A 14,579-nucleotide genomic window follows, 5' to 3' on the forward strand; every position below is an offset into this window, starting at 1 on the left:
GATGACGTCATCCCCCGCTAACATCGAGGGGGATGACGCTGTTTTCATTTTGGCTTAAGGTTTTTTTGCCACCAGCACGGCGCGCAGCGGGGCGGGGTAGCCCTCGATGGTCTTAGCAGGATCTTCAGGATCGAGGAATTCGGCCAGTGATTCGCTGGTCATCCAGTCGGTACGGCGTTGTTCTTCAGTGCTGGTCACACACATGTCGGCGATTTTTACGTCGACGAAACCGCACTTCTCCAGCCAGCACTTCAGCGCTTCGGCAGACGGAATAAAATAGACGTTACGCATTTGCGCATAGCGATCGCCGGGTACCAAGACCTGATTGTGGTCGCCTTCTATTACCAGCGTTTCCAACACCAGTTCACCTTCGCTGACCAATTGGTTTTTCAACTGGTAGAGGTGATCCAACGGCGAGCGGCGGTGGTACAGCACACCCATCGAAAATACCGTATCGAAGGCGGCCAGTTCCGGCAGTTGTTCAATGCCGAGCGGCAACAGATGAACGCGCTGATCGCCGCCCAGCAGTTTACGCACCGCTTCAAACTGACACAGAAACAGCTGCATCGGATCGATGCCGACCGCCAACTGGGCGCCGGCACCAAGCATGCGCCACAGGTGATAACCGCTGCCGCAGCCGACATCAAGAATAGTGCGACCGGTCAGCGGTGAAATGTGCGGTAAAACGCGATCCCATTTCCAGTCGGAATGCCATTCGGTGTCAATATCGATGCCATACAGCGAGAACGGCCCTTTACGCCACGGCATCATGGTGCGCAGCATCTTTTCGATGCCTTCCAACTGACCTGGTGACAGAGGGGTGTCCATCTCCGCATGCACGCCATCGAGTAAATCCAGACGGGTCGGCGTCAGTGCCGGCAGGTGTTCAACCGAATTAAACCACTGTTTGAACTTGCCGTGCAGCGACTCACGCTGCCAGGCGCTAAGCTGCGCGGGCAAGGTATCGAGCCAGTGGCTGAGGTTGCTTTTTGCGATGCGTTGATAAAAATCACCAAACTCAATCATGCTGCCACCCCCGATTTCAGGGCGATCAGTGAACCGAAGTTAAAGCACTGGAACCAGACTTCCGCATGTTCAAAACCGGCCTGCTTCAAACGCGTCTTGTGGGCGTCTACGGAGTCGGTCAGCATGACGTTTTCCAGCATGCTGCGCTTCTGGCTGATCTCCAGTTCGCTGTAGCCGTTGGCGCGTTTGAAATCGTGGTGCATGTTGAACAACAACTCGCCGACGTCGGCATCTTCAAAACTGAATTTCTCCGACAGCACCAGTGCGCCGCCCGGACGCAGCCCGCGATAAACCTGTTCCAGCAGGCGCAGTCGGTCAGCCGGCTCCAGGAATTGCAGGGTGAAGTTCAACACCACCATAGAGGCATTTTCGATTTTGATATCGAGAATATCCGCCTCAATCACTTCTACCGGGGTGTCGGCGCGGAAGGCGTCAATATGGCGACGGCAGCGTTCCACCATCGCCGGGGAATTGTCGACGGCAATGATGTTACAGCCCGCCACCTTGATATTCCTTCGCATCGACAGCGTTGCTGCGCCCAGTGAACAGCCGAGGTCATACACCTGGCTGTCGGGCTGAACGAAACGTTCGGCCAGCATACCAATCATCGAAATGATATTGGAATAGCCGGGAACGGAACGCTGGATCATGTCAGGGAACACTTCAGCGACGCGTTCGTCGAAGGTCCAGTCGCCCAGTTTGGCGATTGGGGCAGAAAAAAGAGTATCGCGGTTTGGCATGGCGGCAAATCAGTTCAGAATTCGAAGGCGCATATGCTAACAGAAAATGGCAAGAAAGAGCAGCGGAAGCAGGCGGCGTAACCGCCTGAGGTCGTGCGGGGTTTAATGAAGGCTGAAAATAATATCCCACGGCAGATAGAAAATATTGGCCAGCACCATCAACACCAACGAAAGGTAGGTGGCAGCCATGCCGGAACGACGCCAGCGGACTTCACGATTACGTAAACCGTAATAATGCACCAGTCGGCCGGCCATCAACATCAGGCCACAAATATGGATCATCCATACTTCAGCGCCGTTCATCTCCATGATCACCAGCAAAACGGCGGCGATAGGAATGTATTCTACGGCGTTGCCGTGAACGCGGATGGCGGTCTGTAGCTCATAAAACCCGCCGTCTCCGTAAGCGACACGGTATTGCATCCTTAACCTAACCACGTCATAAGAGAGTTTGATCAACAACAGTGCGCCGAGCACGACATAAAGCGCGCTTACCATTTTTAACTCCATTCCCTAACCAAAACTGGCAGCCTGCATCATAGCCGCCATTGCATTCACTGTCGCGAGAAAAAATCTGATGTTATTGGTCAGATTAATAGGTCAAAACAGTGCATCCTGCTCGGGCCAGTCAGGTGGGGGCGGTAAATTCGGAATAGCCTGATAAAGCTGTTGCCAGATTTTCTGGGCCTGTTGCGGGGAATCGCCGTTATCCGGCGTATGGATAAACAAGAAGGGCTGATGTTGAGATTGCCAACTGGGCAGTTTCTGTTGCCACGCGTCGAACCAGCGCAGGTTATCCTGCAGAACATCGCCACCGATAAAACGCACCAGTGGATTGTTGGCGGTGACCAGTGCGTGTACCGGCAATTTGGGTTTTTTCTGCTGTGCATCGCGCACAGCCGCGCTGTTGGGCTCGGCGTGATGTATCGGCCGGCTGTCGAGGATCACCCGGTTGATACCACGTTGATGTAACCCCTGATTCAGCAGTCGTTCGTCTTCGCCCTTGCCAAAGAATGCCGGGTGGCGGACTTCCACCCCGTAGGTAAACTCTTTGGGTAAGGCGTCAAAAAATTGCCACATTGCCGGTAATTCCGCCGGGCCGAACGCGGCGGGCAACTGCAGCCAAAGTTGGCCGATACGTTGATGCACCGGGCTCAGGCACTGGTAAAAGGCTTGTAGCTCGGCGTCACAGTTGCGCAGTGCGGCCTGATGACTGATGGTGGCGGGAAATTTGAAACAGAAGCGAAAATCATCGGTGGTCATGTCGCGCCAGCGCTGGACTATTTCCATTTGCGGTAACGCGTAGAAGGTGGTATTGCCTTCCACGCAGTTAAAGTAACGGCTGTAATCTGCCAGATCGCGCAGCCCGATACGGTTCCAGGCCGGGTGTTGCCACTGTGGGAGTCCGATATACATCAAGCTGGCATCTTCCTTAATTATCCCTGTCAGTCAAACGTGGGCGCAGTAGGTGGTGCCCCTACAACTTAACGTTACTCGTCGATGGCGGCAAGAATTTCACAGGTGCTGCGAACGCGCGCCGGACGCGGGAAGATGTTGTTGAAAGCAAACTGGTGCATTTCAGCGTTGGGTGCGCTGCACAGGTCTTCGGCGATCACCAATTCATAGCCGTGTTTCCAAGCGTCACAGAACAACCGGCGCACCCAGCGAACGAAAGTGTGTTGTCAACTGGGCACCATGTGCAACCACGCTCTCGGCGCTGTGCGGCCCGCCGGCATAAGGCAGAATAGCGTTTTGCAAATCAATCAATACCAGGGCCGTGATTTTAGCATCAAGCTTTAATATGGGGATATCTCGTCACGAGGTGGATAAAATACGCGCAGGTGAGCTGGCGCGCTAAACAGGCGTCGATTCAGGCTACGTGTAAAAAGCGTCACGGGTTAATGGGAAATTTGTTAATCAATGTGTTACTTCGGGCAAAAACACGTCATTTAGTGCTGCAACAAAGCTGTGTTCGCACTTATCTGGCGCATGAATTTCCTTTATAATGATCCCCTTTTTTCAACACATTTTACTCCGACGACCTATGCCGATTTATGAATATGCATGTGGTGCTTGCAGCCTTCGGTTAGAGAAACTGCAAAAATTTTCCGATGCGCCGCTGACAGATTGTCCGGCGTGTGGGCAGCCCGCATTAACCAAGCTGATTTCGTCCACCGGTTTCCAGTTAAAGGGTACGGGTTGGTATGCAACAGACTTCAAACCGGGTAATAAGTAGAGTTCATCAGAAATTATCAGAAAACAGCCGCGTGGCAGGCGCTAAAGCCCGCGCGGCATCGGCTTAAGCCAAAAGGATAGCGTATGCGTACTGAATATTGCGGGCAGTTGAATCTGTCTCATGTGGGCCAGGAAGTCACTTTGTGTGGTTGGGTCAACCGTCGTCGCGATCTGGGCGGCCTGATCTTTATTGATATGCGCGACCGCGAAGGCATCGTGCAGGTGTTCTTCGATCCCGACCAGAAGGCCGCGTTCGACAAGGCGTACGACCTGCGCAATGAATTCTGCATCCAGATCGTCGGCACCGTGCGTGCCCGTCCGGACAGCCAGATCAATAAAGATATGGCTACCGGTGAAGTAGAAGTGTTCGCCCATGCACTGGAGATCATCAACCGTTCCGAGCCTCTGCCGCTGGACTCCAACCAGGTCAACACCGAAGAAGCTCGCCTGAAATACCGCTACCTGGATCTGCGTCGCCCGGAAATGGCCGATCGCCTGAAAACCCGCGCCAAAATCACCAGCTTTGTGCGTCGCTTTATGGACAGCCACGGTTTCCTCGACATCGAAACCCCGATGCTGACCAAGGCCACGCCGGAAGGCGCCCGTGACTATCTGGTTCCGAGCCGCGTACATAAAGGCAAGTTCTATGCGTTGCCACAGTCGCCGCAGCTGTTCAAACAGTTGTTGATGATGTCCGGTTTCGACCGCTACTACCAAATCGTCAAATGCTTCCGCGACGAAGACCTGCGTGCCGACCGTCAGCCTGAATTTACCCAGATCGACGTGGAAACCTCTTTCATGACCGCCGATCAGGTGCGTGAAGTGATGGAGAAACTGGCGCGTGAACTGTGGCTGGACGTGAAGGGCGTAGATCTGGGTGATTTCCCGGTCATGACCTTCGAAGAAGCCATGCGTCGCTATGGCTCAGACAAGCCGGACCTGCGTAACCCACTGGAGCTGGTGGACGTTGCCGATCTGGTGAAGGACGTGGAGTTCAAGGTCTTCTCCGGCCCGGCTAACGATGCCAAAGGCCGCGTTGCCGCTATCTGTGTACCAGGTGGTGCGCAACTGACCCGTAAGCTGATCGATGAATACGGCGCTTTCGTTAACATCTATGGTGCTAAAGGCCTGGCCTGGCTGAAGGTCAATGACCGCGCCGCCGGCATGGAAGGCGTACAGAGCCCGATTGCTAAATTCCTCAGCGCAGAAGTGCTGGAAGCAATTCTGGCGCGTACCAACGCGCAGAGCGGCGACATTCTGTTCTTCGGCGCCGACAGCTTCAAGATTGTCACCGACGCGATGGGCGCGCTGCGTCTGAAGCTGGGCCGTGATTTGGAACTGACCAAGCTGGACAGCTGGGCACCGCTGTGGGTCGTGGACTTCCCGATGTTCGAAGAAGACGACGAAGGTGGTCTGGCGGCGATGCACCACCCGTTCACCGCACCGCGCGACATGAGCCCGGAAGAACTGGCCAACACGCCAATCAATGCCATCGCCAACGCTTACGACATGGTTATCAATGGCTATGAAGTGGGTGGCGGTTCGGTGCGTATTCACCGTAGCGAAATGCAGCAGACGGTATTTAGCATCCTCGGCATTAACGAGCACGAACAGCGTGAGAAGTTTGGCTTCCTGCTGGACGCGCTGAAGTACGGGACGCCGCCACACGCCGGCCTGGCTTTCGGCCTGGATCGTCTGGTGATGCTGCTGACCGGCACCGACAACATTCGTGACGTGATCGCCTTCCCGAAAACCACCGCTGCGGCCTGCTTGATGACCGAAGCACCAAGCTTCGCGAACCCGGCTTCGTTGCAGGAGCTGGCAATCAGCGTGGTAAAGAAAGCGACTGACGATTCAAATGTAGAGAACCAGTAATGAACTACAAGCGTCCCGAGTCTATTCTGGTAGTGATTTATGCCAAATCCAGTGGTCGGGTGCTGATGTTACAGCGGCGCGATGATACCGAATTCTGGCAGTCGGTGACCGGCAGCCTGGAGGAAGATGAGTCGCCGCCGCATGCCGCACGGCGTGAGGTCATGGAAGAAGTCGGCATCGATATCGAAGCAGAGAAACTGCCGTTGTTCGATTGCCAGCGCTGTGTGGAGTTTGAACTCTTTGTCCATTTGCGACATCGCTATGCCCCGGGAACCACGCGTAATAAAGAGCACTGGTTCTGTCTGGCTTTGCCTGAAGAGCGCGATCCGGTGATTACCGAGCATCACGCCTACCAGTGGCTTGAGGCGGCGGAAGCCGTGAAGTTGACCAAGTCCTGGAGCAATCAGCAGGCGATTGAAGAGTTTGTGATTAATTCAGTCCAGTAATTTTTTTCGGAGATTTTTTATGGCAGGTCATAGTAAGTGGGCCAACACAAAGCACCGTAAAGCAGCGCAGGATTCCAAGCGCGGTAAAATTTTCACCAAAATTATTCGCGAGCTGGTGACCGCCGCGAAACTGGGCGGTGGCGATCCGGGGGCTAACCCGCGTCTGCGTGCGGCGATCGACAAGGCGCTGTCCAACAACATGACGCGCGACACCCTGAACCGTGCCATCGCGCGTGGGGTAGGCGGTGATGATGATACCAATATGGAAACCATCATTTATGAAGGCTACGGCCCTGGCGGCACTGCCGTCATGATCGAGTGCCTGAGTGACAACCGCAACCGTACCGTGGCGGAAGTGCGTCATGCCTTCACCAAGTGTGGCGGTAACCTGGGTACCGATGGCTCCGTGGCTTACCTGTTCACCAAGAAGGGCGTCATCACTTACGCACCTGGCCTGGATGAAGACGTGGTGATGGAAGCGGCGCTGGAAGCCGGTGCCGAAGATATCGTTAGCTACGACGACGGTGTGATCGACGTATTCACAGCCTGGGAAAACCTCGGCGAAGTGAAAGATGCTCTGACTGCTGCCGGTTTCACTGCCGACTCGGCAGAAGTTTCCATGATCCCATCGACCAAGGCCGATATGGATGAGGAAACTGCGCCCAAGCTGTTGCGCCTGATCGACATGCTGGAAGACTGTGACGACGTGCAGGAGGTTTATCACAACGGTGAGATCTCCGACGAAGTTGCAGCAACGCTGTAATCGGCTTGAAGTACGGCGCTGCTCTATGGCAGCGCCTGGCGATGTTAATGCTTAACGCAAGGTGGGTGTAGGGATGACGATCATACTGGGTATCGATCCCGGATCGCGCGTCACCGGTTATGGCCTTATTCGCCAGCAGGGCCGTCAATTGAGCTATATCGCCAGTGGTTGCATTCGCACCGTGGTGGATGACATGCCGACGCGGCTGAAATTGATCTACGCAGGTGTCAGTGAAATCATCACCCAGTTTAAACCGGATTTCTTCGCCATCGAACAGGTGTTTATGGCGAAGAACCCGGATTCTGCGCTCAAACTCGGGCAGGCGCGCGGCGTGGCGATTGTTGCTGCCGTGAACCAGGATCTGGAAGTGTTTGAATATGCGGCGCGTCAGGTGAAACAAACGGTGGTCGGCACCGGCGCGGCAGAGAAGGCGCAGGTGCAGCACATGGTACGCTCGCTGCTTAAGCTGTCGGCCAATCCCCAGGCGGACGCCGCCGATGCGCTGGCTATCGCCATCACTCACTGTCATCTCAGCCAAAACGTGCTGCGGATGAGCGAAGGGCGGTTAAACCTGGCTCGTGGCCGTTTAAAGTAGCGTGTGAACAGTGGCAACTCAGGCTGGATATTCATCCAGCCTTTTTTATGTTATAAGCTTTACCAGCACGGCATGGCAGTCGGTCATGCTCAAGAATTCTGCAGGAGGGTAAATGATAGGTCGTCTCAGAGGAGTTATTCTGGAAAAGCAGCCGCCGCTGGTGTTACTGGAGGCAAATGGCGTGGGGTATGAAGTGCATATGCCCATGACCTGCTTTTATGAGCTGCCGGATCTGGGGCAAGAGGCTATCGTGTTTACCCAATTCGTGGTGCGCGAAGATGCACAGTTGCTGTACGGTTTTAATGATAAACAAGAGCGTGCGCTGTTTCGCGAGTTGATCAAAGTCAACGGCGTAGGGCCAAAACTGGCGCTGGCGATCCTGTCCGGGATGTCCGCGCAGCAGTTTGTCAGCGCGGTAGAACGCGAAGAGATCACCTCGCTGGTAAAATTGCCGGGGGTTGGCAAGAAAACCGCTGAGCGCCTGGTGGTCGAAATGAAAGACCGCTTTAAAGGGCTTAATGGCGATCTGTTCAATAACAGCAGCGAAATCGCGCTTCCCGCCACGGCAACGCAGGCCGCCGAGCTGGACGCGGAAGCAGAAGCAGCTTCTGCGCTGGTGGCATTGGGCTATAAACCGCAGGAAGCCAGTCGTATGGTCAGCAAAATCGCCAAGCCTGGCGCCGATTGCGAAACCCTGATCCGCGACGCGTTGCGCGCCGCGCTGTAAGCGCCGATAAGGGATAGAGAATGATTGAAGCCGATCGCCTGATTTCTGCCGAACCGATCAATGAAGAAGAAATTCTTGATCGCGCCATCCGGCCGAAGCTGCTGACGGAGTACGTCGGTCAGCCACATGTCCGCGAGCAGATGGAAATCTTTATTCAGGCGGCCAGGCAGCGTGGCGACGCGCTGGACCACCTGCTGATTTTCGGTCCTCCGGGGCTGGGTAAAACCACACTGGCCAACATCGTTGCCAATGAAATGGGCGTTAACCTGCGTACCACTTCCGGACCGGTTTTGGAGAAGGCGGGCGATTTGGCGGCGATGCTGACCAACCTCGAGCCACATGACGTGCTGTTCATCGATGAAATCCACCGTCTCTCTCCGGTAGTAGAAGAAGTGCTGTACCCGGCGATGGAAGATTACCAACTGGATATCATGATCGGCGAAGGCCCAGCCGCTCGCTCGATCAAACTCGATTTGCCGCCGTTCACGCTGGTGGGGGCAACCACACGTGCTGGTTCACTGACATCGCCATTGCGTGACCGCTTCGGTATTGTGCAGCGTCTGGAGTTTTATCAGATCGCCGATTTACAGCACATCGTTTCACGCAGCGCCAATTGTCTGGGACTGGAGCTGTCGGAAGAGGGCGCCCATCAGGTAGCTCGTCGCGCGCGCGGCACTCCACGTATTGCCAACCGTTTACTGCGTCGGGTGCGTGATTTTGCCGAAGTTCGCGCCAATGGCGTAATCAATGGCGAAGTGGCGATGCAGGCGCTGGATATGTTGAACGTCGACGCCGAAGGTTTTGACTACATGGATCGCAAGCTGTTGCTGGCGATTATCGACAAGTTCACTGGCGGGCCAGTCGGCCTGGATAACCTGGCGGCGGCGATTGGCGAGGAGCGGGAAACTATCGAAGACGTTATCGAACCCTTCCTGATTCAGCAAGGGTTTATCCAGCGTACTCCGCGTGGGCGCATGGCGACCAATCATGCCTATAAACACTTTGGCATGGTGCGAGAAGAGTAAGAGAACTCGTGCATTAAAAAGGGCCGCAATTGAATCAATTGCGGCCCTTTTGATATCTGTAGCTGCCGGGGTCAGGCTTGCTGCTTCCTGCACAGGCTTAAAACAAACAGTACCGCAGCGCTCAAGACGACCGACGGACCGGCCGGGGTGTCGTAGAAGGCTGAAAAGGTCAGCCCGCCGGTTACGGCAAGCACCCCAACCAGCACCGCGAATCCGGCCATTTGCTCCGGCGTGCGAGCGAAGCGACGTGCAGTTGCCGCAGGAATAATCAACAGTGAAGTGATGATCAGCGCACCAACGAATTTCATCGCCAGGCCGATGGTCAGGGCCGTCACCAGCATCAACACGGTGCGCGCACGCACCAGATTAACACCGTCGACATGCGCCAGTTCCGGGCTGACGGTCATCGACAGCAGGTTACGCCACTGCCACCACAGGATCAGCAGCACGACGGTCACGCCAATGCCAATCATCCAGATATCTGTGAGGGTGACCGACAGCAGGTCGCCAAACAGATAGGCCATCAGATCGACCCGCACGTTCGACATTAGCGCCACTACAACCAGCCCCAATGAAAGTGCGCTGTGCGCCATAATGCCGAGCAGGGTATCAACGGAAAGCTGCGGGCGACGTTCCAGCCACACCAGCACCAGAGCCAACACCAGCGTCACGGCAATCACCGCATAGAAGGGATTGATGTCCAGCAGCAGACCAAAAGCCACGCCAAGTAACGAGGCATGCGCCAGGGTATCGCCGAAATAGGACATCCGCCGCCAGACCACAAATGAGCCGAGCGGACCGGCGGCGCAGGCCAACAGGACGCCGGCCAGCCAGCCGGGTAATAACAGTTCGATCATGCCTCACGGCCCCCGGTTTTCTTCAACACAATTCGTCCTTGCAGGTCGTGACGGTGGTTATGGTGGTGGCGATAGACCGCCAGTTGCTCCGCACCGCGATTGCCGAACATGGCGATAAATTCAGGATGCATCGAAACCACCTCCGGCGCGCCGGAACAGCAGATGTGTTGGTTGAGGCACAGCACGTCATCGGTTTTCGCCATCACCAGGTGCAGGTCATGGGACACCATTAATACCGCGCAGCCCAACTCTTTACGCAACTGATCGATCAGGTCATACAGCGCCAGTTGGCCGTTAACATCAACCCCCTGGGTCGGTTCATCCAGCACCAGCAGCTGTGGCTTGTTCAGCAGCGCCCGAGCCAGCAATACGCGCTGGTTTTCACCCCCGGAAAGTTTCTGCATCGGTTGATTGAGCAGGTGGGCCGCCTGTACGCGTTTAAGCGCTGGCAGAATATCGGCCTTTTTGACGCCGGGCTTCAGGCGCATAAAGCGGCTGACGGTCAGCGGCAGGGTGGCATCGAGGTGCAGTTTTTGCGGCACATAGCCAATGCGCAGGCCAGGCTCGCGCTCCAGTGTTCCTTCGGTGGGCGCAATCAGCCCCAGCACTACTCGCACCAGCGTGGATTTGCCCGCGCCATTGGGGCCGAGCAGCGTCAGAATACGGCCCGGCTGCAGGCTGAGCGAAATATTCGACAGCACCTTGCGGTTACCAAAGGAGACGGAGATATTTTTTAGCGTTGTCAGTGTGGACATCTCATGATTACATTTGCAGAACTAACCGAATGTTATAATATCACGCCTCGCTAATGAAAACGACGGGATTACAGATAATGGCACAGAAAAATAAATGGCTGCAGCGCCGCACGTTGCTGGCCAGCGCATTGATGATGGCCGGGGCGCTGAGCAGCGCGTCTGCGGCGGTGGTGACTTCTATACGGCCAGTGGGTTTTATCGCTGCGGCGATAGCCGATGGCGTGACGCCGACCGAAGTGCTATTGCCGGATGGCGCATCACCGCACGATTTCGCGCTGCGGCCTTCCGATATCCAGCGCCTGCGTGCCGCCGATCTGGTGGTGTGGGTGGGGCCGGATATGGAAGCTTTTCTGGCCAAGCCCTTAAGCTCGGTGTCGACTAACCGCCAGGTTGCCATCAGTGGATTGAGTGGGGTCAAACCGCTGCTGATGAAGGGTGAAGACGACGATCACGACCATGAGCATGGTGATGAACATGCAGCGGATGCGCATAATCATGCTGGAAGTGATGAGGGGGATGGACACCACCACGGCGAATATAATATGCACGTTTGGCTGTCTCCAGAAGTGGCAAAAGTGACCGCGATCGCGATTCACGACAGGTTATTGGAACTTATGCCGCAAAATAAAGACAAATTAGACGCAAACCTGCGCCAGTTCGAGAATCTACTGACGCAAACTGACAAAAATGTTGGTAACATGCTCAAGCCTGTGCAAGGCAAGGGATATTTTGTTTTTCATGATGCTTACGGCTATTTTGAGAAACACTTCGGTTTGAGCCCGCTGGGCCATTTTACCGTTAATCCCGAAATCCAGCCTGGGGCACAGCACTTACACCAAATTCGAACACAGTTGGTTGAGCAGAAAGCAGTATGCGTTTTTGCTGAGCCACAATTCAGGCCAGCCGTAATCAATGCGGTTGCAAAGGGGACCAAAGTGCGTTCTGGAACGCTGGATCCGCTGGGCACCGGCATCGCACTGGGGAAAGACAGCTACGGGAACTTCCTGACACAGCTGTCAAACCAGTACGTGAGCTGCCTGAAGTAAAGATTACGAGGATAAAATCGAGTGCAGCAGATAGTCAAAACTATCGCTCTGGCGTATAACAACCTGCCACGGCCCCACCGCGTTATGCTGGGGTCGTTGACAGTGGTTACATTGGCCGTTGCCGTTTGGCGGCCTTTTGTTTATCACCCAGAACATAACCCCATCGTTAAGAGTATCGAATTAGAATCCAGCCAGTTACGCTCCTTGCTGCCAGAAGCCAGTGAGCCGCTCGATCTTGACCAAGCCACCCCCGATGATGACATCCCACAGGATGAGCTGGACCAGAAGGTCGCTGGCGAGGATGGAGTGCATGAATATGTGGTTTCCACTGGCGACACTCTGGGCAGTATCCTGACCCAATATGGCATCGATATGTCGGACGTCGCCCTGTTGGCATCGCAGAACCGCGATTTGCGTAATCTGAAAATTGGTCAACAGCTGTCATGGACAGTGAACGAAGCTGGCGATCTACAGCGTTTAACTTGGGAAGTATCCCGGCGTGAAACCCGCACTTACGAGCGTACGGGCAACAGCTTCAAAGAAAGCCAGGAATCTCAACAGGGTGAATGGCGTAATAATGTGATCAGCGGCCGACTCAACGGCAGCTTTGTCACCAGCGCCGCCAACGCCGGTCTGAGCCGTGCTGAAATTAATGCGGTGAGCAAAGCGCTGCAGTGGCAGTTGGATTTCCGCAAACTGCGCAAAGGCGATCAATTCTCGGTATTAATGTCCCGTGAACACTTTGATGGCAAGAGGGCGCAGAGCCAGTTGCTGGGGGTGCGCATGCGCACCGGCGGTAAGGACTACTACGCTATTCGTGCCGAAGACGGTAAATTCTACGATCGTCAGGGTTCCGGTCTGGCGAAAGGCTTTATGCGTTTCCCAACCATGAAGCAATTCCGTATTTCCTCAAACTTCAACCCACGCCGGGTTAACCCGGTCACCGGGCGCATTGCGCCGCATAAAGGCGTCGACTTCGCGATGCCGGTTGGCACCCCGGTGCTGGCCGTGGGTGACGGTGAAGTACTGATCGCCAAACGTAGTGGCGCTGCGGGTAACTATGTGGCCATTCGTCATGGTCGCCAGTACACCACCCGTTATATGCATCTGAAAAAACTGTTGGTTAAGCCAGGTCAGAAAGTGAAGCGTGGCGATCGTATTGCGTTGTCCGGTAATACCGGCCGCTCTACCGGCCCACATCTGCACTTTGAAATGTGGACAAACCAACAGGCCGTGAACCCATTGACGGCGAAACTGCCGCGTTCTGAAGGGCTGACCGGTAAAGATCGCAGTGATTATCTGGCGCAGGTGAAGGAAGTCACCCCGCAGCTGCAGTTGGATTAATCCTTTGTTCGGGCGCTGTGCGCCAGTGATACCATCGGCCTGATTTCGGGCCGATGTTGTTTTATATTGGCGCTTCGCCGTGGTTAATTGCAAAATCAACCATTGCAATTATGATTAGCCGAACCGCTAAGTTAAGAGTTTGTGCATGCAAAACGAAAAAAAATCTAACTCAGAGTTCATCCCGCAATTTCAGAAAGCCTTTTTCCACCCGCGCTACTGGGGCGTTTGGCTGGGAACCGGGCTGATGGCCGGTATTTCATTGGTGCCTGCGCGCTTGCGCGATCCGGTGCTGGGTGCCGTTGGCAAGCTGGCCGGCAAGGTGGCTAAAGGCGCACGACGTCGTGCGCGCATCAACCTGTTGTATTGCCTGCCGGAAGTGCTGGAAAACGAGCGTGAGCACATCATTGATGAGATGTTTGCCACCGCGCCGCAGTCGATGATCCTGATGGCCGAACTGGCCTGCACCAAACCGGAAAAAGTGTTGAAGCGCGTTCGCTGGCACGGTGAAGAGGTGCTGGATAAAATCCGTGAGGAAGGCCGTAACGTGATTTTCCTGGTGCCGCATGGCTGGGCGGTGGATGTTCCGGCGATGTTAATGGCGGCTCGCGGTCAGCCGATGGCGGCGATGTTCCACAACCAGAGCAATCCGTTGGTCGACTACCTGTGGAATACGGTGCGCCGTAAATTTGGTGGCCGGATGCATGCGCGCAATGACGGCATCAAGCCATTTATCAGCTCGGTGCGCCAGGACTATTGGGGCTATTATCTGCCCGATCAGGATCATGGTGCCGAACACAGTGAATTCGTCGACTTCTTCGGTACCTATAAGGCGACGCTGCCGGCGGTGGGCCGTCTGATGAAAGTCTGCCGTGCGGCCATTGTACCTTTGTTCCCGGTGTATGACGGCAAAACCAGTATGCTGGATGTTTACATTCGTCCGCCGATGGACGATTTGGCCACCGCTGATGACCACACTATTGCGCGTCGGATGAATGAAGAGGTGGAGAACCTGGTGGGGCCGAACCCGGAACAGTACACTTGGATCCTCAAACTATTGAAAACGCGTAAAGAAGGTGAAATTGAACCTTATTCACGCGATGATTTATACCGTTAAGCGAGCGTTTCGTTTGCCTGGCGTCAGGGGC

Annotated in this window: 16 protein-coding genes and 1 pseudogene; 10 read left to right on the forward strand and 7 right to left on the reverse strand. The window is 55.2% G+C overall.

Going from position 1 to position 14,579, the window contains the following annotated elements:
- Window positions 1-54 precede the first annotated feature (54 nt).
- The 5 genes and pseudogenes from cmoB to ACUTQ5_RS06960 all read right to left on the reverse strand — a co-directional run bounded on the left by cmoB (window position 55) and on the right by ACUTQ5_RS06960 (window position 3,569).
- Window positions 55-1,026, reverse strand: a complete 972-nt coding sequence (gene cmoB, locus ACUTQ5_RS06940; protein WP_445650643.1) for a tRNA 5-methoxyuridine(34)/uridine 5-oxyacetic acid(34) synthase CmoB — start codon at window positions 1,024-1,026, stop codon at window positions 55-57.
- Window positions 1,023-1,766 carry a carboxy-S-adenosyl-L-methionine synthase CmoA gene (gene cmoA, locus ACUTQ5_RS06945; protein WP_445650644.1) on the reverse strand — a complete coding sequence of 248 codons (744 nt, stop codon included), beginning with the start codon at window positions 1,764-1,766 and terminating at the stop codon, window positions 1,023-1,025. Before cmoA ends, cmoB begins: the two co-directional genes overlap by 4 nt.
- Window positions 1,767-1,868: 102 nt before the next feature.
- Window positions 1,869-2,264, reverse strand: a complete 396-nt coding sequence (locus ACUTQ5_RS06950; protein ID WP_135316887.1) for an MAPEG family protein — start codon at window positions 2,262-2,264, stop codon at window positions 1,869-1,871.
- Between the two features lie 102 nt (window positions 2,265-2,366).
- Window positions 2,367-3,182: a DUF72 domain-containing protein gene (locus ACUTQ5_RS06955; RefSeq protein WP_445650645.1), complete on the reverse strand. Its 816-nt coding sequence runs from the start codon at window positions 3,180-3,182 to the stop codon at window positions 2,367-2,369.
- 74 nt (window positions 3,183-3,256) lie between these two features.
- Window positions 3,257-3,569: pseudogene (locus ACUTQ5_RS06960) on the reverse strand (isochorismatase family protein).
- A 241-nt stretch (window positions 3,570-3,810) separates the two neighbouring features.
- Between ACUTQ5_RS06960 and ACUTQ5_RS06965 the strand changes: the two are divergent.
- The 7 genes from ACUTQ5_RS06965 (at window position 3,811) to ruvB (ending at window position 9,432) form a co-directional block, all read left to right on the forward strand.
- Complete coding sequence (locus ACUTQ5_RS06965) at window positions 3,811-4,002, forward strand: FmdB family zinc ribbon protein (RefSeq protein ID WP_012145506.1); 192 nt, start codon at window positions 3,811-3,813, stop codon at window positions 4,000-4,002.
- Window positions 4,003-4,085: 83 nt separating this feature from the next.
- Window positions 4,086-5,876 carry an aspartate--tRNA ligase gene (gene aspS / locus ACUTQ5_RS06970; protein WP_445650646.1) on the forward strand — a complete coding sequence of 597 codons (1,791 nt, stop codon included), beginning with the start codon at window positions 4,086-4,088 and terminating at the stop codon, window positions 5,874-5,876.
- Window positions 5,876-6,322 (forward strand): dihydroneopterin triphosphate diphosphatase, encoded by a 447-nt coding sequence (nudB, locus tag ACUTQ5_RS06975; protein WP_020827265.1) that lies wholly within the window; start codon window positions 5,876-5,878, stop codon window positions 6,320-6,322. The genes aspS and nudB overlap by 1 nt, the downstream gene beginning before the upstream one ends.
- Before the next feature lie 19 nt (window positions 6,323-6,341).
- On the forward strand, window positions 6,342-7,085 hold the full coding sequence (locus ACUTQ5_RS06980) for a YebC/PmpR family DNA-binding transcriptional regulator (RefSeq protein WP_044551837.1): 744 nt from the start codon (window positions 6,342-6,344) through the stop codon (window positions 7,083-7,085).
- A 73-nt stretch (window positions 7,086-7,158) separates the two neighbouring features.
- Window positions 7,159-7,680, forward strand: a complete 522-nt coding sequence (gene ruvC, locus ACUTQ5_RS06985) for a crossover junction endodeoxyribonuclease RuvC (protein ID WP_004945529.1) — start codon at window positions 7,159-7,161, stop codon at window positions 7,678-7,680.
- 112 nt (window positions 7,681-7,792) lie between these two features.
- The gene (gene ruvA / locus ACUTQ5_RS06990) at window positions 7,793-8,407 is read left to right on the forward strand and encodes a Holliday junction branch migration protein RuvA (protein WP_445650647.1); all 615 of its coding nucleotides are present in this window, start codon (window positions 7,793-7,795) and stop codon (window positions 8,405-8,407) included.
- A 20-nt stretch (window positions 8,408-8,427) separates the two neighbouring features.
- On the forward strand, window positions 8,428-9,432 hold the full coding sequence (ruvB, locus tag ACUTQ5_RS06995; RefSeq protein WP_445650648.1) for a Holliday junction branch migration DNA helicase RuvB: 1,005 nt from the start codon (window positions 8,428-8,430) through the stop codon (window positions 9,430-9,432).
- Between the two features lie 71 nt (window positions 9,433-9,503).
- Here ruvB and znuB read toward each other — a convergent pair whose 3' ends face one another.
- Together znuB and znuC are read right to left on the reverse strand one after the other, a co-directional pair.
- Entirely contained in the window at window positions 9,504-10,289 is a 786-nt protein-coding gene (gene znuB / locus ACUTQ5_RS07000; protein ID WP_445650649.1) for a zinc ABC transporter permease subunit ZnuB, read from the reverse strand.
- Entirely contained in the window at window positions 10,286-11,044 is a 759-nt protein-coding gene (gene znuC, locus ACUTQ5_RS07005) for a zinc ABC transporter ATP-binding protein ZnuC (RefSeq protein ID WP_445650650.1), read from the reverse strand. The genes znuB and znuC overlap by 4 nt, the downstream gene beginning before the upstream one ends.
- A 77-nt stretch (window positions 11,045-11,121) precedes the next feature.
- Here znuC and znuA point away from each other — a divergent pair, with 77 nt between their 5' ends.
- The 3 genes from znuA to lpxM all read left to right on the forward strand — a co-directional run bounded on the left by znuA (window position 11,122) and on the right by lpxM (window position 14,548).
- Complete coding sequence (gene znuA, locus ACUTQ5_RS07010) at window positions 11,122-12,090, forward strand: zinc ABC transporter substrate-binding protein ZnuA (RefSeq protein WP_445650651.1); 969 nt, start codon at window positions 11,122-11,124, stop codon at window positions 12,088-12,090.
- 21 nt (window positions 12,091-12,111) lie between these two features.
- Window positions 12,112-13,434, forward strand: a complete 1,323-nt coding sequence (gene mepM, locus ACUTQ5_RS07015; protein ID WP_445650652.1) for a murein DD-endopeptidase MepM — start codon at window positions 12,112-12,114, stop codon at window positions 13,432-13,434.
- A gap of 145 nt (window positions 13,435-13,579) precedes the next feature.
- A complete protein-coding gene (lpxM, locus tag ACUTQ5_RS07020) occupies window positions 13,580-14,548 on the forward strand; it encodes a lauroyl-Kdo(2)-lipid IV(A) myristoyltransferase (RefSeq protein ID WP_445650653.1) in 969 nt (322 codons plus the stop codon).
- Window positions 14,549-14,579 lie beyond the last annotated feature (31 nt).

This window comes from Serratia sp. NA_112.1, assembly GCF_052691715.1.

Bases quoted from the DNA above. Each gene is read 5' to 3' on its own strand.
- cmoB (WP_445650643.1), bottom strand. From the start codon at position 1,026: ATGATTGAGTTTGGTGATTTTTATCAACGCATCGCAAAAAGCAACCTC.
- cmoA (WP_445650644.1), bottom strand. From the start codon at position 1,766: ATGCCAAACCGCGATACTCTTTTTTCTGCCCCAATCGCCAAACTGGGC.
- ACUTQ5_RS06950 (WP_135316887.1), bottom strand. From the start codon at position 2,264: ATGGTAAGCGCGCTTTATGTCGTGCTCGGCGCACTGTTGTTGATCAAA.
- ACUTQ5_RS06955 (WP_445650645.1), bottom strand. From the start codon at position 3,182: ATGTATATCGGACTCCCACAGTGGCAACACCCGGCCTGGAACCGTATC.
- ACUTQ5_RS06965 (WP_012145506.1), top strand. From the start codon at position 3,811: ATGCCGATTTATGAATATGCATGTGGTGCTTGCAGCCTTCGGTTAGAG.
- aspS (WP_445650646.1), top strand. From the start codon at position 4,086: ATGCGTACTGAATATTGCGGGCAGTTGAATCTGTCTCATGTGGGCCAG.
- nudB (WP_020827265.1), top strand. From the start codon at position 5,876: ATGAACTACAAGCGTCCCGAGTCTATTCTGGTAGTGATTTATGCCAAA.
- ACUTQ5_RS06980 (WP_044551837.1), top strand. From the start codon at position 6,342: ATGGCAGGTCATAGTAAGTGGGCCAACACAAAGCACCGTAAAGCAGCG.
- ruvC (WP_004945529.1), top strand. From the start codon at position 7,159: ATGACGATCATACTGGGTATCGATCCCGGATCGCGCGTCACCGGTTAT.
- ruvA (WP_445650647.1), top strand. From the start codon at position 7,793: ATGATAGGTCGTCTCAGAGGAGTTATTCTGGAAAAGCAGCCGCCGCTG.
- ruvB (WP_445650648.1), top strand. From the start codon at position 8,428: ATGATTGAAGCCGATCGCCTGATTTCTGCCGAACCGATCAATGAAGAA.
- znuB (WP_445650649.1), bottom strand. From the start codon at position 10,289: ATGATCGAACTGTTATTACCCGGCTGGCTGGCCGGCGTCCTGTTGGCC.
- znuC (WP_445650650.1), bottom strand. From the start codon at position 11,044: ATGTCCACACTGACAACGCTAAAAAATATCTCCGTCTCCTTTGGTAAC.
- znuA (WP_445650651.1), top strand. From the start codon at position 11,122: ATGGCACAGAAAAATAAATGGCTGCAGCGCCGCACGTTGCTGGCCAGC.
- lpxM (WP_445650653.1), top strand. From the start codon at position 13,580: ATGCAAAACGAAAAAAAATCTAACTCAGAGTTCATCCCGCAATTTCAG.